Source organism: Salinicola sp. CPA57 (assembly GCF_003206035.1).
In the GTDB taxonomy this organism is placed as follows: Bacteria; Pseudomonadota; Gammaproteobacteria; order Pseudomonadales; family Halomonadaceae; genus Salinicola; species Salinicola socius.
Window position 1 is genome coordinate 308,309 of sequence record NZ_PZJR01000001.1, and the last position, 22,441, is coordinate 330,749.

Genomic DNA, 22,441 nt, shown 5'->3' on the forward strand with positions numbered 1-22,441 from the left:
CTAGCCGAACGCACCGCCGAGATCGGGTTTCAGGGTCGGACAGTAGCGCGCGGCGAGAACCGCCAGCGCAATGCCGCCCAGCGTCAACGCCACCGGCAGCCAGCTGAAAACGACACCGGACGACGTATACAGATAGAGAAAGAATATCGCCATCACGCCGCCGCCCATCAGGCGCCCGGCCTTGATCCCGGCCAGATAGACGCTCAACAGCACGCCGACGAAAGGGATCAGCACGCTGAACAGATTGATCACGAATTCGCGCCCGCCGGCCGCCACATCCGGTAGAACCAGCTGCGCCACCAGTTCCCACCCGACCAGATAGACCACCACCGGCGCGGCAAAGCTGCCGATCAGACGCAGCACGGTGCGAGTCGGTTCGTCGGCGCCGGGTTTGGGTCGTTGCGGTGAAGTCATGGTGAGAATCCTGCCAGTCGTCGGTCGAGAGATTGGCGCTATTGAATCATTGGCGCCCGGGCCTTGCCAGCCGAGGGATCTCGAGGGGAAGCACAGAAGGGATCGGCGAGCGAGGCGATGCTCAAGGCGAACGACGCCGCGCCTTGCAGCGCGGACATTCATCACGTGTTTGCCTAGTGTTCGATCTTCTTGAGCAGGAACACCAGCGGCACGCTCAGCAGATAGATGCAGCCAAGCCACAGGAAGATATCGTTATAGGCCAGCACCTGGGCCTGAACGCCGAAGCGCTGCCCGAGCAGGGCCACCGCGCTGTGGTAGGGGTCGGCGACGTGCCCGATCAGCATCGACTGATAGTTGGCGATCTGCTGCTGCACCACGACACGCCCTTGATCGAGCGCCGGGATCAGCTGATTCCAGTGATAATCCACCCGCCAGTCGCGCACGGTGTCGAGCATCGCCAGGCCGACCGCGCCGCCCAGATTTCTCATCACGCTGAAAAGTCCGGCGGCGTTGCCCAGCTCCTGGGGCGGCAGCGTGCCCAGCGCAATTCGCGATGCCGGGATGATACACATGATCATGCCGATACCGCGCACGATCTGCGGCCAGAAGAACTGCCAGAAGCCGGATTCGCTGGTCAGATTGTTGTTCATCAGCGTGCCGATGCCGATCAGCATCAGGCCGAAGAACAGCAGCACGCGCAGATCGACCGAGTTGGTCAGCCGCCCCACGATCGGCGCGGTGAAGAACATCGCCACCCCGGTGACGAACATCACCTCGCCGATCTGCAGACTCGAGTAGCCTCTCACCCCGCCCAGAAACAGCGGCATCAGATAGACCAGACCGTACATCGCGATCCCGACCACGAACACCAGCCCGGTGCCGATCGAAAAGTTGAGATTGCGGAAAGCGTGCAGGTCGACGATCGGCGAGTGGTAGGTGAACACGCGCCAGAAGAATCCGATGCAGGAGACGGCACACAGCAGTGTCATCCCCACGATCAACCCGCTCGCGAACCAGTCGTCGCCGGGGCCCTCCTCGAGCACGAACTCGAGGCTGCCGAGGAACAGCGCGATCAGGATCAGGCCGCGAAAATCGAGGCGCTTGGCGACGCTGGCATCGCCTTCGTCGATATCGAGGAAGCGCCAGGCCGCCAGCGTGACGAGGATCCCGGGAATCACGTTGGCCAGAAACAGCCAGTGCCAGCTGAAAATTTCGGTGACATAGCCGCCCACGGTGGGGCCGATCGACGGCGCCATGGTCACCACCATGCCGATCACGCCCTGCACCGCGCCCATGGCGCGACGCGGAAACAGCGAAAAACTGATCGCCTGGGTGATCGGGATCATCGCGCCACCCATGAAGCCCTGAATGGCACGCAGCACGATCAGCTGTTCGATGCTGGTGGCAAGCGCACATCCCAGGCTCGCCAGGGTGAAACCGGCACACGAGATGACGAACGCGACACGGGTGGAGAGCCAGCGCATCAACACGCCGGAAAGCGGGATCATGATGATCTCCGCAACCAGATAGGAGGTCTGGATCCAGGAGATCTCGTCGCTGCTCGCCGCCACCCCGGCCTGGATCTCGTTCAGCGAGCTGGCGACGATCTGGATGTCCAGAATCGCCATGAACATGCCGAACACCGCCGCGATGAAGCCGAAGCGGTAATGCCACGAAGGCATCTCCTGCGGGCCGGCCCCCGTGGGCGCTGCCACCTCACTCATGATCGAGGCTCACGGCGTGCCGATGACTCTCCGTCTGTCATCATGAGCCGGGGCCGTCTTCCAGATGCGGGCCTGGATCGAAGTAGATCGCCTGACCATCGACTTCCCGAGTGTCGACCGAAGGCACGACCGAGAGGCCGGCCTGCAGCCGCCACAATTGATCCTCGGGACCGGTGACACGAATCTTGACCGGCACGCGCTGCACGATCTTGTTGAAGTTGCCGGTGGCGTTATCCTGCGGCAGCAGGCTGAACTGGGTGCCGGTGGCAGGCGCCACGCTGTCGATCTTGCCGGTGAACTCGATATCGGGATAGGCATCCACCTCCAGCGACACCGGCTGACCAACTCGCATCCGTTCGATCTGGGTCTCCTTGTAGTTGCCGACCACGTAAGCGCTCGAGACCGGCACCAGCTGCATCAGGGTGAGGGACGGCTGGGCCAGATCGCCCGGTTCGACGCTCAGGTTTCCGATCACGCCATCGCGCCTGGCGACGATACGGGTCTTGGCGAGCTGGCTCTGGGCATAATCGATATCGGCCTGGGCCGCATCGCGGTTGGCCTTGGCGCTATCGATCGAGGCCCGATCGGCCGACAGCCGCCGCTTGGCCGATTCGACGCTGGCCTGGCGCGCCGCCAACGTCGCCTGGGCAACGCGAAGCGTGGCCTGATCGTCCTGCAGCTGCTGGCGCGAGGCGTAGTTGTTCGCGGCCAGCGACTGGGACCGTTCGAGATGCTGGCGCGCCTGGGATACGTCCGACTGTGCCGCCGTCACCTGCGCCTGCGCTTCGTCGATGCTGGCCTGGTCGAGATCGACCTGCCGCTCTGCCTGGATCACGTTGGCGGTGCTGACAGCCAGTTGCGCTCGGGACTGGGCCAACTGGCTGCGAGTATCCCGATCGTCGAGCTGCACCAGCAGGTCGCCCTGCTTGACGCGCTGATTGTCGTCCACCGCCACGTCGATGACTCGCGCGCTGAGCTCGGCGCGTACGGCGACGCTGTCGGTATGCACGTAGGCGTTGTCCGTCTCGACGAAGTAACGCCCGGTGTGCCACCAGCGCCACACGAGGACCAGCGCGACTGCCAGCACTACCAGAACGACTACCGCCGAATAGAGTTTTTTCTTGATCTTCATGCCGAGCCTTTTTCGAGTCAGGGACGTACGCCCACTCAATGTGTAGTGTAGACTACACTATCTTTTGAAAAACGCCATCTCGCGCAACAAGAATCGCGCCATGTCGGCACGAGGAAACGCCATGCCACCGATCTCTCCCAAGGATTCACCGCCAACGACCGAGCGCGGCCGACAGCGCCGGGATGCGCTGCTCGATGCGGCACAGCGGCTATTTCTCGAGCGCGGCTACGGCCAGGTCAGCGTCAACGATATCGTCGCCCAGGCCGGCGGCTCGTTGTCGACCCTTTATCGCCACTTCGGCAACAAGGAAGGTCTGTTTCAGGCCATGATCGAACGTCGGTCTCATCATATCTACGACACGCTGACCGCAGAAGGCGTCGATGAACTGCCCATCGAAGCCGCTCTTCAACGGCTCGGGATCGATCTGCTGATCAAGGTCATGGACGAGGAAACCCTGGGCATCTACCGCGAAGTCGTGGCCGAGAGCCCACGCCAGCCCCAGTTGGCCCGGCTGTTCTTCGATGGTGGCCCGGGGCGTGTCCGTCGCGCACTGGCGGATTATTTCGATCGCCGGGCAAGGCGGCGGCTGATGCCGACAGGCGGCAGCGTCGAACTCGCCGGGATCTTTCTCGGCATGCTGCTCGGCGAGTGGCACCTCATTCGCGTGCTGCAACTGGAATCGCCGCCCTCTCGGGCGGCGATTGAAGCGCGTGTTGCGCGCTGCGTCACGCTATTCCTGCACGGCACTGAAGACCTTTCGTCAGGACGAAGCCAGTAGCGCTTCTATCGTGATCGGCAGGTCCCGATAGCGCTTGCCGGTGGCGTGATAGATCGCGTTGGCGATCGCTGGCGCCACCCCGGTGAGACCGATCTCGCCGACGCCACGGCCCCCGAATTCATTGTGTTTGAAGTCCGGATAGTCGAGCAGTTCGACGTCGATCTCCGGCGCATCGGCATGCGTCGGCAAGATGTAGTCGGCCACGTTGGCATTGATCAGCCGCGCGTCACGCGGGTCGTAGTCGAGCTTTTCGAGAAGCCCCATGCCGAGCCCCATGACGATACCGCCTTCGACCTGATTGCGCGCCGTCGGTGGATTGATCGCCCGGCCGATGTCGATCGTGGACACCACCCGGGCCACGCGTACACGCGATATCTCGGGATCGATACGGATCTCGACGAAGTGCGCGCCGAACGAGCGGAAACTGTACTCGCTTCGCTCGTCGCCCGGCGCGGCGCTCCCCTTGCCATTGACGCTCGAGAGCTTGCTGGTCTCGAGAATCTCCGCGAAGCTCACCCGACGCTTGCCATCGGTCAGGCCGCCCGCTTCGGCAGAAAGCGAATCGGCATCGCTGCCTTCGAACGCGCCGCCGCTGCCAACCGCCACTTCCTTGATCGCATCCAGCGCGTCGCGCACCGCGGCGGCCACGGCCGGTAGCACCGTGGCTGTCGCCATGGAGCCGCCCGAGAGCGGCCCGGCCGGCAGGCTGGTCTCGCCCAGCTTGACCTCGATACGCGAAAGATCCGTACCGGTCAGCTCGGCGACGGCCTGCGCCACGATGGTGTAGGTGCCGGTGCCGATATCCTGGGTGCCGCAGGCGGCGAACAGCGAGCCGTCGGCGCGCAGTTCGACCCGCGCCTCGCAGGGCTGGCGCCCGGCGGACCAGGTGCACGACGCCATGCCGTAGCCGATGATCTCGTCACCGTCGCGCATCGAGCCGATGGCCGGGTCGCGCTTGTCCCAGCCGAACCGGCGGGCCGCACTGGTAAGGCACTCGTCGAGATGCTTGCTCGACCACGGCAGACCGCTGGCCGGGTCCTGCTCGGCGTTGTTCTTCTGGCGCAGCTCGACCGGGTCCATGCCCAGCTCGACCGCCAGTTCGTCCATCGCCGTTTCCAGCGCGAAGATACCCGAGACTTCACCGGGTGCGCGCATCGGGCAAGGCGTGCCGTGATTCACTTCGAGCACGCGCTGGCTGGTCGAGACGTTGTCGCAGGCATAGAAGCTCGGGGTGGCGCTGCCGCAGGCATCGACGTACTGGTGCACCCATGATGTCTCGGTGGTGCTGTCGTGTATCACCGAGGTCAGTTTGCCGCTGCGATCGGCGCCCAGGCGAACGCGCTGACGCGAAGCCGGGCGATTGCCGCCGCCGGTCATGTCCTGCTGGCGTGGCAGCACCACCTTGACCGGCCGGCCGACCATACGCGCCGCCACGGCGGTCGCTACGGCATGGGGCCACATGAACAGTTTGTTGCCGAAGCCCGAACCGATGTAGTGCGAGATGACCTCGAGGTTTTCCTGGGCGATACCGAAGATGCGCGCCATCGCATTGCGCTGGAAGAAGACGCCCTGGGTCGATTCGTGCACCACCAGGCGCTTGCCGTCGTCGCGCCACTCGGCAAGCGTCGCGTGCATCTCCATCTGCAGATGACTTTCGGCCGCGATCTGGTAGGTCGAGTCGATTTTCACCTCGGCACCCCCGAACGCCGCCTCGGGGTCGCCTCGGGACGTGCCCGCGCTCTCCTGTAGTTCACCCTGGGTGTCGGTGTGCAGAAGCCCGACCACGGCCCCATCGTCTTCCCGGTAGCGAGCGACGACACGCTGGGCGGCGGCCCGCGCCTGTTCGAAGGTTTCCGCCACGACGAGCGCCACGTACTGGCCGTGATAATAGATGCGCTCGTCCTCGAACGGCAGGCGCACCTCGCTGACCATGTCGCCGTGAGCCATGGAGTTGGGCGAACGGTGCAAGCTTTCGAAATGGCCGTGGTGGAGGATATCGACCACGCCCGGCATGGCCAGGGCGTCATCGAGTTCGAGCGATTCGAGCACGCCGTTGGCGATCGTCGCCGGCACCGGATAGCCGTAGCGCATGCCCTCGGCCAGCAGTTCGCCGGTGTAGCCGGCCCGGCCGGTCAGCTTGTATTCGCCGTCGATCCGCGGCGTTCGCTGGCCGACCACGCGCGGCTTGGCAAATGCGGATTGGGTCAAATCGTTCATGCCTGGCCCTCCTGTTTTCCGCCCTGACGGGCGAGACGCGTCGCCTCGCGCAGCGCACGAATGATGGATTGTCGCGCCAGCGGTATCTTGAACGCGTTGTGCTCGAGCGGCGTGGCCCCACCCAGGGCAATGTCCGCCGCACGCTCGAAAGTCGCCATCTCGGCGGGTTGGCCGACCAGCGCCGCTTCGGCCTCGGGGCAGCGCCACGGCTTGGTCCCGACGCCGCCGAGCGCCACCCTGGCCTCGCCGATCATCTCGCCGTCCAGCGACAGCTGCGCCGCCGTCGAGGCCAGGGCGAACTCGTACGACGCCCGATCCCGAAGCTTGAGGTAGTACGACCCTGCCGGCGCCAGCGGCGGATCCAGCGTGATGGCGGTGATCAGCTCGCCATCGGCCAGATCATGTTCGATGTGCGGGGTATCGCCGGGCAAACGATGGAAATCCTGGAACGCCACTTCGCGCTCACCCTGTGGCCCGCTCAGGGTCAGCGTCGCGCCGATGGCGGCCATCGCGACACACATGTCGGAAGGGTGCACCGCGACGCATGCGTCGCTGCCGCCCAGCACGGCGTTCAACCGATTGAGACCGTGCCGGGCATCGCAACCGCTGCCCGGTTCACGCCGATTGCAGGCCGCGGCGGGATCGCGATAGTAAGGGCAACGGGTCCGCTGCATCACGTTGCCGGCCGTGGTCGCCATGTTGCGCAACTGGGTCGAGGCGCCGGCCAGCAGCGCCTGCGACAGCACCGGATAGTGCTGCTTGACCTCGGGATGGTGGGCCAGATCGGTGTTGGTCACCAACGCGCCGATCTGGAGGCGACCATCATCGAGCCATTCGACGTTCTTGAGCGGCAGCGTATTGATATCGACCAGTTCGCTGGGGCGCATGACATCGAGCTTGACCAGATCCAGCAGCGTGGTGCCGCCTGCCACGAAAGCCGCGGTGGGCGTCGTCTGATGCGCGGCGTGTTCGACGCTGTCGGCACGGGAATAGGCAAAAGTTCTCATGCGACGCCCTCCTTGCGGGGAGCGGTCGCATCGTGAGCCAACTGCACTCGGGCCTGCTGGATCGCTTCGAGAATGTTCTTGTAGGCGCCGCAACGGCAGATATTGCCGCTCATGGCTTCCTTGACCGATGCATCGTCGGTGCCGATGCGATCATCCTCGAGCAGCGCCGAGGCCGACATCATCTGACCCGGCGTGCAATAACCGCACTGGAAGGCGTCGCACTCGAGGAAGCTCTGCTGCACCGGATGCAGCTCACCGTCTCGCGCCAGCCCTTCGACGGTGGTGACATGCTGTCCTTCGCACATCACCGCCAGCCGCAGGCAGGAATTCATTGCCTGACCATCGACCTGCACGGTGCAGGCGCCGCACTGGCCATGATCACAGCCTTTCTTGGTACCACCTAGCCCGAGCTGTTCGCGCAACACGTCCAGCAACACGGCGTTGGGGGCGACCTGCAGGGTCAGCGGCTCGCCGTTGAGCGTCAGATTGAGTGACAGCGTCTCGGAAAACGCGGTCCGGGAATGCACGGAATCATCCATCATGCCGGCTCCTCATCAGGAATCGAAAACCGCGGCAGCGAGGCGCGTCACTGCGCCATGCCACGGTTCGTTGTCAGGCGTCGTTATCCAGCACCGTTGTCGTCAATGGGGTTATCGACAGCGATATGCGGGGCGACGATATCGGGTTACGGTCTTTGGCTCAGATCCTTGGATACGGTCTCGAGCTCAGTTCTTTTGCTCAGATCTTTTGTTCAGATCCTGGGTGACGATGTTCGATGACAGTCCGCAGGCCTGGCCCGACGGATCGGTTGTTCATCTCGGGGATCATCGGATAGCCGGTGTTGTCAGGACACCGGGGCGATCCATCGACAACAGCATAGACACCCCGCCCGGATCTCGCCCGGCCCGGCGCCGAGAAATTTTGTCGCACCGTGCCCCAGCGCGTTCGACTTCCGTTAAGCTCGTCGGCCAACGAATGTCTACCGGTTGAACGGGTCGATGAATACGCTGCTGCTGGTTCTGATTTTGCTGTTGGTCGCCTCAGCGACCGGGGTCATTACACGCTTTGTCCCCGCCCTGCCCACACCGCTGATCCAGATCGCCCTCGGCGCGGTACTGGCCTGGCCGGCCTCGGGGCTGCATGTCGAGCTCGAGCCTGAAATCTTCCTGTTGCTGTTCATTGCCCCGCTGCTGTTCTCCGATGCCAGGCGATTCCCTCAACGAGAATTCATGATTCTGCGCGGGCCGATCCTGGCCCTGGCCCTGGGGCTGGTGCTGTTCACGGTGGTCGGCGTCGGCTATTTCATTCATGTCCTGTTTCCGACGCTGTCGCTGGCGATCTGCTTCGCATTGGCAGCGATTCTTTCGCCCACCGATGCCGTAGCGGTATCGTCGATCTCCGGACGCCTGCCGGTGCCGCCGCGACTGATGAGAATTCTCGAGGGCGAGTCGTTGATGAACGACGCCTCCGGCCTGGTAGCGTTCAAGTTCGCCGTCGCGGCGGCACTGACCGGCACCTTCTCGCTGACCGATGCCGCCGGAAGCTTCCTGCTGATCTCGATCGGCGGCCTGGTCGTGGGCGGGCTGCTGGCTTTCGGTTTCAACGTTCTGCGCACGCGGCTGATCGAGCGACATCTCGGCGAGGCCACCACGGTGCAGGTCATTCTGCTGGTGCTGCTGCTTCCCTTCGCGGCCTACCTGCTGGCGGAGCACCTGGGCATGTCCGGCATTCTCTCCGCCGTGGCCGCCGGCATGGTGATGAACCGCGCCGACATCAAGCGCGTCGGCCAGCTGCATACCCGCATGCAGACCCAGGCGGTGTGGGAGATGCTCGAGTTCGTGCTCAACGCACTGGTCTTTCTGCTGCTGGGTTTCCAACTGCCGGCGATCATCAGCGGCGCGCTGGATCATTCGCTGCACGATATCGGTGACTACGAGTTTCTGCGCCTGCTGGGTTACGTGGCGGCGATCTCGATCGCCCTGCTCGCCTCCCGCTTCGTCTGGATCTGGCTCGCCAGCGCCACGGGTAGAGAGCTGTCGCGATTGATGGCCATCCTCAAGCGCCAGCCGCGTCTGCCCTCGCCGGATCGGACCGGGCACGTTCCGCTGAAGCTGATGCTGGCGGCGACACTCGCCGGCATCCGCGGCACGATCACCCTGGCCGCGGCCTTGTCGCTGCCGCATCTGATGAACGACGGCAGCGACTTCCCAGCCCGCGAGCTGATGATTTTCCTGGCCACCGGGGTGATCCTGTTCACGCTGATCACCGGCAGTATCGGGCTGCCGCTGGTGCTGCGGAATCTGAAGATCCCCAATGACACCCATGAGTTCGAGGAAGAGCGCAAGGCGCGCATCGCCGGGGCCGAGGCGGCGATCTATCGCATCGAACGCTACCATCACGATCGCACGGGCGAGTTTGCGCGCAGCCAGACCAACGACGAGACGATCCTCGCCTTCAACGAGATCAGCTCTCAGTTGATGAACTACTATCGCGAACGCCTGACGCTGCACTCGGCCGATACGGCAACGCCTCAGCTCGCCACCTCACGCCAGCTGGAGCGCGACACCCGTCTGGAAGCATTGCGCGCCGAACGCCGCCAGTACTACAAGCTGCGCCAGCGCGATCGCATCAACGACAACGTCCTGCGTAAACTGGTCCGCGAGGTCGATCTCGCCGAGGCCGCGCTGACCGGCGACCAGGGCGCGGCACATCACTGATCGCATCACTGACCGATACCTTCAACACGCCGACAGATATCAATACCTGGAGACTTCGCATGCCTCGATTCCTCGCCCACTCGGCACGTGCCGCGTTGTTCGCCGCCGCGCTATTGGGGTTGGCCAATTCCGCATCGGCCCAAGCGCCCGAGTCGACAGCTTCGGGAGACACAGCGCCCTCGGTGCCGGGGCTGATCGTCGCCAGGAGCGACGCCAGCGTTCATGACACCGCCACCCGGTTCGCCGAACAGGTGCGCACCAGCGGCATGACCGTGTTCGCCCGTGTCGATCATCGTCAGAGCGCGATGTCTCGCAGCATGGCGCTGCTGCCCAACGAGGTCATCATCTTCGGCGATCCCAAGAGCGGTACACCGCTGATCCAGTGCGCGCCGAGTGCCGGCATCGACCTGCCGATGAAAGCGCTGATCTGGCAGGACGACGACAACCAGACCTGGCTCGGCTACAACGACCCCGCCTGGATCGCCGAACGCCATGGCGCCGCCGACTGCCCGGCGGTCAAACCGTTGCAGCAGGAGATGCGGAAGCTCGTCGAAGCGACATTGCAGCAGTAGTGTCGCACCCGAAGTCGCAGCGCGACTGAAAAAGCCGCCGCCCTCCGGTTGTCATGTTCAAAGGGCGGCGGCTTTCGTTTGCTGCTGGACACCAAGCGCTTCGCGTCGGTCTATCTGTCTGTCTACTACTACACGCTTCGCAACTTTTTATTCATTACGCACTCCGGATCCATCTATTACGCGCCTCCATCTACTAAGCACTCCGCGCCTGGGGCACGTCGTCCATCAGCTTGTCGAGGGTGATCGGCAGTTCGCGGATACGCTTGCCGGTGGCGTGATGGACCGCGTTGGCGATGGCGGCCGCCAAGCCGGTGACGCCGATCTCGCCGATGCCGCGGGCGCCGTACTCATTGAACGCCAGATCCGGGTGATCGAGCAGGATCACGTCGATTTCCGGCTGGTCGGCGTGCACCGGCACCACGTATTCGGCGTAGTCGTTGTTGACCGGGCGGGCGTTGCGCTGGTCATATTCGGTCGCTTCGAACAGGCCCATGCCGATGCCCATCACCACGGCGCCTTCGACCTGATTGCGCGCGGTGGTTTCGTTGATCACGCGGCCCACGTCGATGGCGCTGACCACCCGCGCCACCCGCAGATGCGAGATACCCGGATCCCAGCGCACCTCGACGAAGTGGGCGCCGAAGGAGCGGTAGGAGTATTTCGAATCGGCCGCCTCGGTATGCGCTTCCCCATCGGCGCTGCCGTAGCGACCGGCTTCCAGAATGTCGGCAAAGCTCACCAGCTTGCCGTCGGCGCTGCGCAGGCCGCCGTCCGCGACTTCCAGATCGTCGCCGGACGCCCCGGCGAAGACGCCGTTGCTGCCGGTGGCATAGCGCTTGATCTCGTCGAGCGCCTTGCGCGCCGCCCCGGCGATGGCCGGCAGCGTGGTCGCCGTCGCCCAGGAGCCGCCGGAAACCGGCCCGTCCGGATAGGAGGAGTCCCCCAGCTTGACGGTGATGCGATCGATGGGGATGCCGGTCACGTCGCTGACCGCCTGGGCGACGATGGTGTAAGTGCCGGTGCCGATATCCTGGGTGGCGCAGGAGGCAAACGCCGTACCGTCGGCACGGATCGAGACCCGCGCGTCGCAGGGACGCTTCAGCGCTTCCCAGTTGCACGCGGCCATGCCGTAGCCGACGATCTCACGCCCCTTGCGCATGCTGCCGATCTCGGGATTGCGGTCGGCCCAGCCAAACTTCTCCGCCGCCCGGTTCGTCGCTTCGACGATATGGTTGCTGGAGAAATCCAGATCCTGGCTCTCGTCGCGCTCGGCGTAGTTGTCGAGCCGGAACTGCACCGGGTCGACACCGGCAGCGTCAGCCATCTCGTCGATCGCCGATTCCAGTGCGAACAGCCCCGGCGCGGCGCCCGGTGCGCGCATCGAGGTCGGCGTGCCGCGATTCACCTGGGTGGTTTCGTGGCTGACCGTAAGGTTAGGACAGCGGTAGAGACTCTTGGTCACGCTGCCGCAGGTCTCGACGTACTGATCGGTATAGGACGTGGTGTTGATCGCTTCATGACGCAGCGACACCAGCTTGCCGTTCCCGTCCGTCGCCAGGCGCAGGCGCTGACGCGTTTCCGGCCGATGCCCGGTGGTGGTGAACATTTGCTGACGCGGCACGACGAGCTGTACCGGACGCCCGAGTTCCCGGGACACCGCCGCCGTGGCGATGGCGTGCGGCCAGGTCCACAGCTTGCTGCCGAAACCGGAGCCGATGTAGGGCGCGTGCACGGTGATCCGCTCCGGCGGCATGGCGAAGATCTTGGAGAGCGCGTTGCGCGCCACCACCACGCCCTGGGAGGCATCGAAGATCGTCAGATGCTCGTCGTCCCACCAGGCGGTGGAAGCGTGCATCTCCATCGGATTGTGGGTCTCCACCGGCGTGCGGTAGGTCACATCGATGGTGGCCGCCGCGCTATCGAACGCCGAGGCCGCGTCTCCGCGATCATGATTGCCGCTGCCGGCCTGGGTGCCGTTGGCCTCGACGCCCTGGTCGAGATTGGCCACGGCCTGGTCGGTCGAGTAAGTCACCTTGACCCGCCGCGCCGCCGCTCGCGCATTCTCGAAGGTGTCTGCGATCACCAGTGCCACGAACTGCCCTTCGTAGTAGACGCGTTCGTCCTCGAACGGCAGCCGGGTCTCCTCGACCTTGTTGCCCTGGGCGAAGCTCGATGGCGTGTGGTACAGCGTCGGGAAGTGGCTGTGGTGGAAGATATCGACGACGCCGGGCATCTTGCGGGCTTCGTCGACGCTCAACTGCGAAACCTTGCCACTGGCGATGGTGCTGAAGACGCCGTAGCCGTAGGCCAGATTGGGCGGCAGGTTGTCGGCTGCATAGTTGGCGCGGCCGGAGAGCTTGTCCGGGCCGTCGATACGCGGCACACCCGCACCGATGATGCTTTGCTGTTTGTCGCTCATGTTCGATTCTCCTCGCAAGCGATCAGGCGGCGGTCAGGTCGGAAAGATTGCGCACGATGGCCTGCTGGCCGAGCGGAATCTTGTAGCCGTTGTGGGCGTAGGCGATGGCATTCTCGAAAGCGAGCTTGGCGGCGTCGGCAAAGAGCTGCTCGCTCGCGGCCCTGCCCTTCAGCGCCGCTTCCACCTCCGGCGCGCGCCACGGCTTGGTACCCACGCCGCCCATGGCCACGCGGGCATCCGCAATGGTGTCGCCATCCATCCGCACGATCACCGCGCTGGAGGCGAGGCCGAACTGATAGGACTGGCGGTCGCGCAGCTTGAGATAGGCCGAGCGGCTGCCCTCGAGCGGCGCGTCGAGAACGACGTGGGTAATCAGCTCACCCGGTTCCAGCGCGTGCTCTCGCGCCGGCGTCTTGCCGGGCAGCAGATGAAAGTCGGCGAAGTCGATCTCGCGCGCGCCTTCCGGCCCCTGAACCTCGACGGTGGCGCCGATCGCGGCCATCGCCACGCACATGTCCGAGGGATGCGTGGCGATGCAGGCGTCGCTGGTGCCCAGCACGGCGTGAACGGTGCGGTTGACGCCGCCGATCGCCGCGCAGCCGCTGCCGGGCTCGCGCTTGTTGCAGTCGGAAACCCCATCGCGGAAATAGGGACAGCGCACTCGCTGCATGACGTTGCCGCCGGTGGTGGCCTTGTTGCGCAGCTGCGTCGACGCACCCGCCAGTAGCGCCTGAGACAGCACGGCGTAGTCATCGACCACGCGCTTGTCCCGCGCCAGGGCGGTGTTGGTCACCATCGCGCCGATACGCAGGCGGCCATCGTCGAGTCGCTCGATCTCGTCGAGGGCGACACCGTTGATGTCGACGATCTTGTTCGGCTGCATGACGTCGAGCTTGACCAGATCCAGCAGCGTCGTACCGCCGGCGAGAAAGGAGACCTCGCGGTCGCTGCCGTGAGCCGCCACCGCCTGCTGCGCGCTGTCCGCGCGGGCGTATTCGAAATGTCTCATGCGTTGCCTCCCTTCACGGCGCCTCGAGCTGACTGGATCGCCGCCACGATGTTCTTGTAGGCGCCGCAGCGGCAGATATTGCCGCTCATCGCCTCGCGCACGTCAGCGTCACTCTTGCCGATGTCATCATCCTGGAGGATCGCCACCGCGCTCATCATCTGACCCGCCGTGCAGTAGCCACACTGGTAGGCATCGTGCTCGAGAAACGCCTGCTGAATGGGATGCGACTGGCCGTTCTTCTCCAGCCCTTCGACGGTGGTGATCTCGTCACCGTCATGGGTGACCGCCAGACTCAGACACGAATTGATAGCAGAGCCGTTGACCAGAATCGTGCAGGCACCGCATTGGCCGTGGTCGCAGCCCTTCTTGGTGCCGGTCAGCTCGAGCCCGTGACGCAGCGCATCGAGCAGAATCACGTTGGGCGTCACGTCCAGTTGCTGGCGCTGGCCGTTGACGGTGAGCGTGATGCGCTTTTTCCCCTCGGCAGGTGGCGCATCGGTCTGCGTTGCCGGCTGGTCCGGCGAGCCGGCGTAGCTCACCTGGGAGAGCGCCGGTGCCGCCGCCACTGCCAAGCCGGAGATACCGGCCGTCTGCAGGAAGCGACGGCGGGCGGGCGAACTCGGTTGCGCCGCGTGATCGTCGGGATCGTAGATGGCTACGCTCGAACTCGAACGCTGGTTATCGTCCATGGAATCGTCCTCATCAGTTTCTGCCCGGTCGTTTTCGTTATGGCTATCGGTATCGTTCGGATCGGGTGCGCCTCGCAGCGCGAGGCGACGAAGGCAGCGAGAATTCGCTGGCCGGGAAGTCGGTAGACGCCGTCGTGTCAGGCGACGGAGACTTTTTCAACGTAGGGGAGGAAACCAGGCGGTGCAAAGCCCGCCGGCGGATTCAGGAGTATCCCACCGCGATTGCGGAGAAATGGGCATGAAGAACGCGAAGAGAGATGACTAACGCCTGACGCAGCGGAACCCGATGTGAGACGTGGACTCGTCGATCGGCTGCGAATGCCGGGCGGCGGGCCGATAGCGCTGGCAGTATTCGGGCGCGCAAAGATGCGAGCCGCCCTTGACCACCTTGAGCGTGGCCGCGGGGTCATCGGCTTTCTGGCTACTGCTGCAGCAGGATTTGGTCGGCTTTTCGAGCCGGCGGTACGGGTCTTTCGTCCACTCCCAGACATTGCCGATCATGTCGTAGAGTCCGAATCCATTGGGCGGGTAGCTGCCCACCGGCGCAGTGCGCTCCAGCCCCGGCGGTGCATCGTTGCGCCACGGGAATTCGCCCTGCCAGGTCTTGGCGAGACGCTTGCCATCGGGATGCAGTTCGTCGCCCCAGGCGAACGCCTGGCCTTCCAGCCCGCCACGCGCCGCAAACTCCCATTCCGCCTCGGTCGGCAGATCCTTCCCAATCCACTCGGCGTAGGCCATAGCATCATTGAAGCTGACCTGGGTCACGGGATGTTTGGCGATTCCCTTGAGCGACTTGCCCTTGCCCAGCGGATGACGCCAGCTGGCGCCGGGCACGAACTGCCACCACTGGAAGTGGTTGTTGAGCGGCACCGGACCGACGGTCGGCGTGAACACCGCAGCGCCCGGCAGCAGCAGCATCGGATCTGCGTCAGGAAATCGCTTGGGATCGGCGGCCTTCTCGGCATCGGAGACGTAGCCGGTAGCGTCGACGAAGCGGCGATACTCTGCGTACGTCACGGGAAGCACGTCGATCTCGAAGGCGCCCACGGTAACGTCCCGACAGGGGCCCTCTTCAGGATAGAAAGCTTCCGACCCCATGCGGAAAGTACCGCTCTCGAGAGCGACCATGGAAGACGCCTCAAACTTTTTTCGCAGCTTTGCCATCGAACCGACTCCTTATTCACAATAAGCGGACACTTGATCGGATCTGACTCATTGCGGCACCTGCCCCTTTAGCTGCTGCTCGAGCCTGCCGAGCTGCGGATCATCGGGCGCGATACGACGCAATGTTTCCATCACCGCGAGTGCCCTGGACACATGCCCCTGAGTGGCGTTGAGATATACCGCGGCGTAGAGCAGATCCGGCGACTCCGGCGACAGATAGAGCCCCTTGTGCAAGGCATCCAGCGCCTCTTCCTTTCGCCCCAGACGATCAAGCAACAACGCCTGGTTGTAATAAGTTCTGACATGGCCCGGGCGCCACTCGGCATCCCGACCCAGCCAGTCGAGCGCAGTCTCGAACTCGCCGTCCTCGGCCAGAGACAGCGCCAGCAGATAGGCCAGATGACCACGATCGGCAGGCCGCGCACCGGATAGTTCCAGGCCGGTTTCCAGAAGCTGTCGGGCCATGTCGGTATCTCCCGCCCGGCTGTAGAGCGTTACAAGATTGACTCTTGCCGGCAGATAGTAAGGGTCCAGCTCCAGCGCCTCCCGATACAGGCCAATGGCTTTTGCCCGCTGGCCGGCCTGCTGGAGCGAGTTGGCGCGATCCACCAGCCTGGCCGCGGGGCTGCTTTCGACAGAGCGTCTCTCGATAGCGTTCTCTTCTCCAGTGCTCCCTTGTTCAGAACTGCTATCTTCCGAGCTTCTGGCTTCCGAGCTTCTGGCTTCCGAGCTTCTGGCTTCAGAACTATCGTCTTCAGGGCTCGCCGTCTCGGATCGTTCTTTCGCGGCATTCGCGACCCGACAATCGGCGCAGCGGCTATCTGGCATGGATTGCCAAGCCGTTTCCGTCGGGGCAGCCACGGCGATGGTGGAAGATGCCATGAGCAGCCATGCCACCGTGACGACTCGCGCTCGAACGACGGCGCGGATCACACGACTTCCGGGATACAGCGTCATCACCATCCTGGGGCCCTCGGGTTGAGTGTGGGTAACAGTGGCTCGCGCCGTGTCTGTCGAAGATCGGCCACGCGGGGTAGCGCCTGCTGCAAGTCGCGCCAGGCAGTGTCCGACGGTGCCGAGGTTTTATCCGTCGCGTAGCGTTCCCGCCCCAGCGTTGCCAGACAGCGCGAGATCGTCTGCCGTCGCTCGTCGGGAAGCCCCGGCACCCGGCGCTGCAGCGCCTGCCAGGCAATCAGACTTTCGGAGAACCGCCGTGCCCGAACCTGCCGCTCGAGATACGTCAGTGCCGTGATACCTCGGCGCTCCAGCTGCCGGCGACGCCGTTGCCGGGTGCGTTGCCATATCGGCCACAGCCAGCGCCATCCGACGGCCACCATCGCGCCGAACAGCAGAATCGCGATGCCCAGCGTTACGTATTGGCGCTGGAAGCGACTCGCCCCGCCGGACGATACCGGCGCCCCGTCGATGGCGATCACCACGCCAGGCATGCTTGCCGCGGCGATACGTCGATTCCCGAGGTCGAACCACCGCACGGTGATCTCGGGTAGTGTCGCCGAACCGCCATGTTGGGCGATATAGGTCAGACGCGCCGTTCGAGTGCCGCCTGTCGGCGTCTCCGCCAGGACCGGCGAGGCGGCATGAACCGCCATCGTCGACATCGGTGTCGTCTCCGCCAGCGACGGCAGCAGCAGTGCGCTACCGCCTTCCAGCGAGATCTTGATTTCGCGTTCCAGACTGTCACCGATGGCCAACGAGACCGGCGCCTCGCCGGAAGGCACCAGTGATTCATCGGTAGTCGCCGGCGCTTCCGCCGCGGGCGGCTCGCCCGCCCGGATCACCGTCAACTGCTGCTCGAGCGTGAGCGACGTACCCGCGATATAGGGCGACAGCCCGGCGGCCGCGTCGGGCACGGCAGCGGTCAGCGTCTGTGCTGTCAGCGCCTGGGTTCGTGTCACTGTCTCGCCGGTTTCGGGATCCTGGAAGGTGATCTCCAGCGCCCCTTCCCCCAGCGAGAACGCCCCCGCCGCCAGCGGTGTCAACGTGTAGCGGCGTGAAATGCCCGCCCAGGTTCGCCCATCGACCCTCCGGCTGACCGGCATCGTCGCCCTTTCCGGCAGTTGAACCCGCAGGTTCGGCTGATCGAGAGAGGGGAACGCCACGGGGCGCGGCATGAAGGTCGGCACCAGCACGGTGATACGCAGCTGCGCTGTCTCCCCCGGTGCGACACGCGTCGGATCCAGGGTTGCCGTGACCTGCGGCGCCAGTGACGACGCGAGCGTTGGCGTGGACTGAGCGCTTGCCAGCGAGGCGAGGCAGAGCGCAGACAACAGGTATGCCATGCGTAGGAATCCACGGAGAAACGAGCCACGGCGGTCGTTCATGGCTTGCTCTCCGACGCCTGATTCGTCGTTTCTGGCACCGCGTCTTGTCTCGCGACTTCCAGCGCGAAGCGCTGACGCAGATAGTCGCCGGTATCCGAATCGATCGACGAGATCCACTGATCCGGCGTCAACAGCTGATCATCCTCGTCCCCGGTCACGGTCGTCTCCACGCCCCGCTGCGCTTCGTTGTCGAAAACCACGTCATCGGCCCCCTCGCCGCGCGCCTCTCCGGTATCCGACTGCTCCCGGGTCTCCTCGATGTCGTCGAGTATCTGCCTCGCCAATGCGAGATTACGCTCGCCTTCCGGGTAGCTTGGGTCACGGGCTAGCGTGGTCTCGAACGCGGTGATGGCCTCGCGATACTGGCGGTTGCGGATCAGCGCCAGCCCCTGGGTGAACGACGCATCGGCCGTCTCCAGCTGGTTCAATATGGCGACGGCCTCCCCATATTGCCCATCGCGATAGAGCGCGTAGCCGCGCCAGGCCGGATCCTCGAACTGCTCGCTGGCACGACGATACTGGCGATGCTCCAGCCACCATCGACCCTGCTGATCCGGTGTCAGGAAGGCGTCCATCAACCGGGCAACCAGCGGTGAAGCTTCTTCCGTCACCACCGCGCGTCTCGACACCGTCGCTTCGTTCTGTTGCGCGAGGACGCTTCCTGGCGCCATGAGACTTAACGGCAGCACACCGAGGACCAGCAGCGCCACGGCGCCGAGGTTCCAGCCGCGCCGAAACCCTAGCAGTGCGAACAAGGCCGCCGGCCAGGCCAACCAGACGCCACGGTCTTTCCAGGCCAGCCGGTCGTCGTTGAGCAGGGCTTGTTGATAGGCGGACGCCAGCGTTCTTTCCAGGCTCTCGACATCGCTGTCGTCCGCGCTGACGCGTACCTGCCGAGCGTCCAGCTCAGCGATGACCGGCGTCGGCTGACCCTCCGGCAACAGCGTCAGAAAGACCAGTCCGTTCGTCGATTCACGCGCGTCGAAGGCCGCACGATTCGCGGCGCTCAGGCCATCGCTCACGAACAGGACCGTGCCCGCCACACTCTGGTCGGTGAGCACGTCATCGGCAAGCGTCAACGCCCGTGACGAAGCGTCGCCGTCCAGCGGCATCACCTCGGGAGAGAGGCCTTCCAGATAGGGCTTGATCAGTTCGGGGTCGTTGGTCAGCGGTACGACCAGATGCGCGGTGCCGGCGTAGGCGATCAAGGCCGTCTGTGCGCCGCTCCGCGTGGCCAGCAGTCTCTCGATCTTGATCGTGGCGCGGGCCAGCCGCGTTGGCGTGATATCGCTCGTCATCATTGACGGCGTGACCTCGAGCGCGACCACCAGCGGTGCCGTTTCGCTGATCATCGGATTGGCGACTCGGCTCCAGGTGGGCCCGGCCAGCCCGATGATCAGGCAGAGCGTCACGGCGGCCAGGCTGTCGACCGGTGACATGTCGACCGGCAAAATCCGGCGGCGAGACCCTTCGCCAACACGCAACGCCTGGGCCAGATGTGGCGCGAAGTGGCGCGATTTCGCCGCGCCCTGCTGCCAACGGAAGCGATACCACCACCAGAGCGCGACGATCAGTGGCAGCACCAGGAACCAGAGGGGGCGCAGAAAATGAAACGCCGATAGCGCGGCGGTGAGATTCATGACGGCCGCCCCCTGCCCAGCGCAGCACTGCGCCAGAGCCAGGCAAGCAGCACCAGCACGAGGGCCACGCCCATCGGCCAGACCGCCAGCGACTGGCGCTCTCGATAGCTGTGATCGGCGATCTGGCGAGGCGCGAGCTCGTCGATTCGCGCGTAGACTTGGCTCAGCGCCTGCTCGTCGGTCGCGAGGAAGCTGGAGCTGCCAGTGGTGTCGGCAATTGCCTCGAGCGTATCGATATCCACCCGATTCTCCCCACTCCCCTGAGGGTCGCCGATCGCGATGGTCATGATCTGCACACCCCGCTCTGCGGCGATGCTGGCCGCGTTGATAGGACTCATGCGGCTGCCGGTATCGGCACCGTCGCTCAACAGGATCAGTAGCCGCTGGCTCACGTCACTGGCATCGAACTGGCGAATGGCCAGGCCGATGGCATCGCCCAGTGCGGTGTGCGGCCCCGCCATGCCGACTTCGGTTCGCGCCAGCAGGGCCTGCAACGTATCGAGGTCCGTGGTCAGCGGCGACTGCACGAAAGCCTGGGTGCCAAACACGATCAGCGCGAGGCGCTCCCCTTCACGATCGTCGAGAAAGTCGGCAATGACCTGCTTGACCCCGGCGAGGCGCTGCAGCATCTCGTCATCCGATGCGGCGAAATCCTTTTCGTCCATGGAGCCGGAGATATCCACGGCGAGGATGAGATCGCGAGCGGAGGTCTGCCAGTGAATGGGGGCACCGACCCGCTCCGGGCGTGCCAGAGCCACGACCAGCAGGCACCAGCAGAGCACGCTCAGCGCCGACATGAGCCGGGAGCGCGATGTGACCTGGGCGCCTGCGGCGGGAGAGAGGCCCGCCGCCTGCACGTAGCGCTGGAAGAACGGTAGCCGCAGGGCCGCCATGCGGCGCTTGTAGGCAGGTACCAGCCAATGGATCAACAGCGGTAGCGGCAACAGCAGCAACAGCCAGGGGGCCGCGAGCTCGATCATGCGCGCCCCCGTTGCGAATCATGGACGCTGATCCAGCGCTCGACACGCCAAGTCAGGTCATCGAGATGGCGATCAGCCGCATCCGTTTGACGGTACGGTAGCTCGGTGAGCCGCGCGACGGATGCCGCATCGAAGCAGGGCTTGCCGGGCGCGACGGTTTGGTTGAGAAAACGCTCCCACGCCTCACCTCGTAGCGACACGATCCGTTCTCTGGGAAAGGCGGCCAGTGCGGTGCGTCTCAGCACCTCGGCCAACGCGGTAGCCCCCTCACCGCCTGCCAGACGTCGATGCAGTTCCGCCAGCGCCTCGCGCCGATAGCGATTGCTCTTCCAGTGCCGATAGCGTCGCCATCCCAGCCAGGACAGCAGCGCCAGGACGACAACGGCCAGCACGAGCCAGCCCCAGGTCTGCGGCCACCAGGCCACGGCGACGGGCTCCGGCACGGGAGAGAGCTGATCGATCATCTGCGAGAGCATCAGCGGTGGGGAAGCTCCCTGGGTATCGAGCGCGCTGGCGGAAGCGGCCGGTTGGCTCATGGCTGCGCCCTCCGCTCATGGCTTTCTTGGCCAGCAACTCGTCCGGCTTCCTGTCCCGTTCTTCCAGCGTCTCGCGCCGTTCTTCGACCCGTCCCGAGCAAGCGTCTCAGCTGCGGTGCAGTCTCTTCTCCTGCCGAGAGCGGCGCGATGGAAAGCCCGTATCGGCGCTGCCATTCAAGCAGCGTCTCCCGGCGCGCGACCGACACCTGCTCGAGTGCCTCTCTCACCCGCGCACTGCGGGTATCCAGCAGCGCCTGCAACTTGCCGTCCGAGACGGTCTGGCGCAGGTCATCCGGCAGTCGTTCGGCCAGCACATCAGTGACGGGCGCCAGCACGACGTCGTTATGTCGGCACAGCGCACTCAGCAGACGCTCGCTACGGGGGCCGATGACATCGAAATCGCTCAGCACCACCACCAGATGATCGCGACTTGCGAGCCTGGCGACCGCTTCCAGAACGGCATCCAACGAGGTCGGCGCATCGGCCTCGGCGGCGGCATGGAGGGCCAGATTGGCATCCGCGAGTCCTTGCAGAAAACGCATCACGCCCACTCGTGAACTCGCCGGACGGAACTGCTGGATCGCGGGATCGCGCACCACGATGCCGCCCACGCGATCGCGCTGAGCCAGCACCGCAAAGGCCAGTATCGCGGCGGCCTCCGCGGCAGTGACAGACTTCATGGCATGGCGGCTACCGAAGAACATCGACATCCGCTGATCGACGACGAACAGCGCCGGGCGGTCGCGCTCCTCGGTGAAGACTCGCACGTGCGGCTCGCCGGTGCGCGCGGTCACGCGCCAGTCGATGTTACGTACGTCATCGGATGGCAGATAACCCCGAAGTTCGAGGAAATCCAACCCGCGCCCACGCAGTCGTGAGCCGTGCCGGCCGTTCAGCACGCTGCGCGCCGGCTGCCGGGGCAGCAGGCTCAGCGTCCGACCGACACGCTCCAGCCCGCGCAAGTGAGCGAAGTCGGTATGGACTCGAGGATCGCGGCCATCGTCAGTCGTGACGCCAGACCGTGGCCGCATGGAAAAGCGTGGCATCCTGGCCTCCTCTGCAAGGGTGGGCGAAAGCAGGGTGAGAGTGGGCAAAAGCCGC

The 22,441-nt window shown here is 64.8% G+C and carries 19 protein-coding genes; 3 read left to right on the forward strand and 16 right to left on the reverse strand.

The genetic code is table 11. The features are described from left to right. The 3 genes from DOM36_RS01420 to DOM36_RS01430 all read right to left on the reverse strand — a co-directional run bounded on the left by DOM36_RS01420 (window position 1) and on the right by DOM36_RS01430 (window position 3,270). Window positions 1-414 (reverse strand): hypothetical protein, encoded by a 414-nt coding sequence (locus tag DOM36_RS01420; RefSeq protein ID WP_110640777.1) that lies wholly within the window; start codon window positions 412-414, stop codon window positions 1-3. Window positions 415-587: 173 nt separating this feature from the next. Then, window positions 588-2,138, reverse strand: a complete 1,551-nt coding sequence (locus DOM36_RS01425) for a DHA2 family efflux MFS transporter permease subunit (RefSeq protein WP_110640779.1) — start codon at window positions 2,136-2,138, stop codon at window positions 588-590. 40 nt (window positions 2,139-2,178) lie between these two features. Beyond that, window positions 2,179-3,270 carry an HlyD family secretion protein gene (locus DOM36_RS01430; protein ID WP_110640781.1) on the reverse strand — a complete coding sequence of 364 codons (1,092 nt, stop codon included), beginning with the start codon at window positions 3,268-3,270 and terminating at the stop codon, window positions 2,179-2,181. 121 nt (window positions 3,271-3,391) lie between these two features. Here DOM36_RS01430 and DOM36_RS01435 point away from each other — a divergent pair, with 121 nt between their 5' ends. Continuing rightward, complete coding sequence (locus DOM36_RS01435) at window positions 3,392-4,048, forward strand: TetR/AcrR family transcriptional regulator (protein ID WP_075569239.1); 657 nt, start codon at window positions 3,392-3,394, stop codon at window positions 4,046-4,048. Here the strand turns inward: DOM36_RS01435 and DOM36_RS01440 are convergent. The 3 genes from DOM36_RS01440 to DOM36_RS01450 are packed head-to-tail and all read right to left on the reverse strand — an operon-like array spanning window position 4,031 to window position 7,814. After that, window positions 4,031-6,265, reverse strand: coding sequence for a xanthine dehydrogenase family protein molybdopterin-binding subunit (locus DOM36_RS01440; RefSeq protein WP_110640783.1), 2,235 nt, complete (start codon window positions 6,263-6,265; stop codon window positions 4,031-4,033). The genes DOM36_RS01435 and DOM36_RS01440 overlap by 18 nt on opposite strands. Continuing rightward, entirely contained in the window at window positions 6,262-7,272 is a 1,011-nt protein-coding gene (locus DOM36_RS01445; RefSeq protein WP_110640785.1) for a xanthine dehydrogenase family protein subunit M, read from the reverse strand. The genes DOM36_RS01440 and DOM36_RS01445 overlap by 4 nt, the downstream gene beginning before the upstream one ends. Continuing rightward, window positions 7,269-7,814: a (2Fe-2S)-binding protein gene (locus tag DOM36_RS01450; protein ID WP_075569236.1), complete on the reverse strand. Its 546-nt coding sequence runs from the start codon at window positions 7,812-7,814 to the stop codon at window positions 7,269-7,271. The genes DOM36_RS01445 and DOM36_RS01450 overlap by 4 nt, the downstream gene beginning before the upstream one ends. A gap of 456 nt (window positions 7,815-8,270) precedes the next feature. On the opposite strand from DOM36_RS01450, the gene DOM36_RS01455 reads away from it, so the two are divergent. Then, window positions 8,271-9,989, forward strand: a complete 1,719-nt coding sequence (locus DOM36_RS01455; protein WP_110640787.1) for a Na+/H+ antiporter — start codon at window positions 8,271-8,273, stop codon at window positions 9,987-9,989. 59 nt (window positions 9,990-10,048) lie between these two features. Next, window positions 10,049-10,561 carry a DUF302 domain-containing protein gene (locus DOM36_RS01460; protein ID WP_110640789.1) on the forward strand — a complete coding sequence of 171 codons (513 nt, stop codon included), beginning with the start codon at window positions 10,049-10,051 and terminating at the stop codon, window positions 10,559-10,561. Window positions 10,562-10,754: 193 nt separating this feature from the next. On the opposite strand, the gene DOM36_RS01465 is transcribed toward DOM36_RS01460, so the two are convergent. The 10 genes from DOM36_RS01465 to DOM36_RS01510 all read right to left on the reverse strand — a co-directional run bounded on the left by DOM36_RS01465 (window position 10,755) and on the right by DOM36_RS01510 (window position 22,386). Then, window positions 10,755-12,980: a xanthine dehydrogenase family protein molybdopterin-binding subunit gene (locus DOM36_RS01465; protein ID WP_075569234.1), complete on the reverse strand. Its 2,226-nt coding sequence runs from the start codon at window positions 12,978-12,980 to the stop codon at window positions 10,755-10,757. A 22-nt stretch (window positions 12,981-13,002) separates the two neighbouring features. Further along, on the reverse strand, window positions 13,003-13,989 hold the full coding sequence (locus DOM36_RS01470; protein ID WP_110640791.1) for a xanthine dehydrogenase family protein subunit M: 987 nt from the start codon (window positions 13,987-13,989) through the stop codon (window positions 13,003-13,005). Then, entirely contained in the window at window positions 13,986-14,678 is a 693-nt protein-coding gene (locus DOM36_RS01475) for a (2Fe-2S)-binding protein (RefSeq protein ID WP_075569232.1), read from the reverse strand. The genes DOM36_RS01470 and DOM36_RS01475 overlap by 4 nt, the downstream gene beginning before the upstream one ends. A gap of 261 nt (window positions 14,679-14,939) precedes the next feature. After that, window positions 14,940-15,806, reverse strand: coding sequence for a formylglycine-generating enzyme family protein (locus DOM36_RS01480; protein WP_110640933.1), 867 nt, complete (start codon window positions 15,804-15,806; stop codon window positions 14,940-14,942). An 84-nt stretch (window positions 15,807-15,890) separates the two neighbouring features. Continuing rightward, window positions 15,891-16,451: a tetratricopeptide repeat protein gene (locus DOM36_RS20240; protein ID WP_198651157.1), complete on the reverse strand. Its 561-nt coding sequence runs from the start codon at window positions 16,449-16,451 to the stop codon at window positions 15,891-15,893. 347 nt (window positions 16,452-16,798) lie between these two features. Next, window positions 16,799-18,142 carry a BatD family protein gene (locus DOM36_RS01490; RefSeq protein WP_232823692.1) on the reverse strand — a complete coding sequence of 448 codons (1,344 nt, stop codon included), beginning with the start codon at window positions 18,140-18,142 and terminating at the stop codon, window positions 16,799-16,801. A gap of 38 nt (window positions 18,143-18,180) precedes the next feature. Next, a complete protein-coding gene (locus DOM36_RS01495; protein ID WP_110640797.1) occupies window positions 18,181-19,824 on the reverse strand; it encodes a VWA domain-containing protein in 1,644 nt (547 codons plus the stop codon). Beyond that, complete coding sequence (locus DOM36_RS01500) at window positions 19,821-20,804, reverse strand: VWA domain-containing protein (RefSeq protein WP_110640799.1); 984 nt, start codon at window positions 20,802-20,804, stop codon at window positions 19,821-19,823. Before DOM36_RS01500 ends, DOM36_RS01495 begins: the two co-directional genes overlap by 4 nt. Further along, window positions 20,801-21,340 (reverse strand): DUF4381 domain-containing protein, encoded by a 540-nt coding sequence (locus tag DOM36_RS01505; protein ID WP_110640801.1) that lies wholly within the window; start codon window positions 21,338-21,340, stop codon window positions 20,801-20,803. Before DOM36_RS01505 ends, DOM36_RS01500 begins: the two co-directional genes overlap by 4 nt. Then, complete coding sequence (locus DOM36_RS01510; protein ID WP_110640803.1) at window positions 21,337-22,386, reverse strand: DUF58 domain-containing protein; 1,050 nt, start codon at window positions 22,384-22,386, stop codon at window positions 21,337-21,339. The genes DOM36_RS01505 and DOM36_RS01510 overlap by 4 nt, the downstream gene beginning before the upstream one ends. Between the last annotated feature and the right edge of the window lie 55 nt (window positions 22,387-22,441).

Bases quoted from the DNA above. Each gene is read 5' to 3' on its own strand.
- DOM36_RS01480 (WP_110640933.1), bottom strand. From the start codon at position 15,806: ATGGTCGCTCTCGAGAGCGGTACTTTCCGCATGGGGTCGGAAGCTTTC.
- DOM36_RS01455 (WP_110640787.1), top strand. From the start codon at position 8,271: ATGAATACGCTGCTGCTGGTTCTGATTTTGCTGTTGGTCGCCTCAGCG.
- DOM36_RS01460 (WP_110640789.1), top strand. From the start codon at position 10,049: ATGCCTCGATTCCTCGCCCACTCGGCACGTGCCGCGTTGTTCGCCGCC.
- DOM36_RS01440 (WP_110640783.1), bottom strand. From the start codon at position 6,265: ATGAACGATTTGACCCAATCCGCATTTGCCAAGCCGCGCGTGGTCGGC.
- DOM36_RS01510 (WP_110640803.1), bottom strand. From the start codon at position 22,386: ATGCCACGCTTTTCCATGCGGCCACGGTCTGGCGTCACGACTGACGAT.
- DOM36_RS01470 (WP_110640791.1), bottom strand. From the start codon at position 13,989: ATGAGACATTTCGAATACGCCCGCGCGGACAGCGCGCAGCAGGCGGTG.
- DOM36_RS01450 (WP_075569236.1), bottom strand. From the start codon at position 7,814: ATGATGGATGATTCCGTGCATTCCCGGACCGCGTTTTCCGAGACGCTG.
- DOM36_RS01430 (WP_110640781.1), bottom strand. From the start codon at position 3,270: ATGAAGATCAAGAAAAAACTCTATTCGGCGGTAGTCGTTCTGGTAGTG.
- DOM36_RS01500 (WP_110640799.1), bottom strand. From the start codon at position 20,804: ATGATCGAGCTCGCGGCCCCCTGGCTGTTGCTGCTGTTGCCGCTACCG.
- DOM36_RS01435 (WP_075569239.1), top strand. From the start codon at position 3,392: ATGCCACCGATCTCTCCCAAGGATTCACCGCCAACGACCGAGCGCGGC.
- DOM36_RS01425 (WP_110640779.1), bottom strand. From the start codon at position 2,138: ATGAGTGAGGTGGCAGCGCCCACGGGGGCCGGCCCGCAGGAGATGCCT.
- DOM36_RS01420 (WP_110640777.1), bottom strand. From the start codon at position 414: ATGACTTCACCGCAACGACCCAAACCCGGCGCCGACGAACCGACTCGC.
- DOM36_RS01445 (WP_110640785.1), bottom strand. From the start codon at position 7,272: ATGAGAACTTTTGCCTATTCCCGTGCCGACAGCGTCGAACACGCCGCG.
- DOM36_RS01490 (WP_232823692.1), bottom strand. From the start codon at position 18,142: ATGGCATACCTGTTGTCTGCGCTCTGCCTCGCCTCGCTGGCAAGCGCT.
- DOM36_RS01505 (WP_110640801.1), bottom strand. From the start codon at position 21,340: ATGAGCCAACCGGCCGCTTCCGCCAGCGCGCTCGATACCCAGGGAGCT.
- DOM36_RS01475 (WP_075569232.1), bottom strand. From the start codon at position 14,678: ATGGACGATAACCAGCGTTCGAGTTCGAGCGTAGCCATCTACGATCCC.
- DOM36_RS01465 (WP_075569234.1), bottom strand. From the start codon at position 12,980: ATGAGCGACAAACAGCAAAGCATCATCGGTGCGGGTGTGCCGCGTATC.
- DOM36_RS01495 (WP_110640797.1), bottom strand. From the start codon at position 19,824: ATGAATCTCACCGCCGCGCTATCGGCGTTTCATTTTCTGCGCCCCCTC.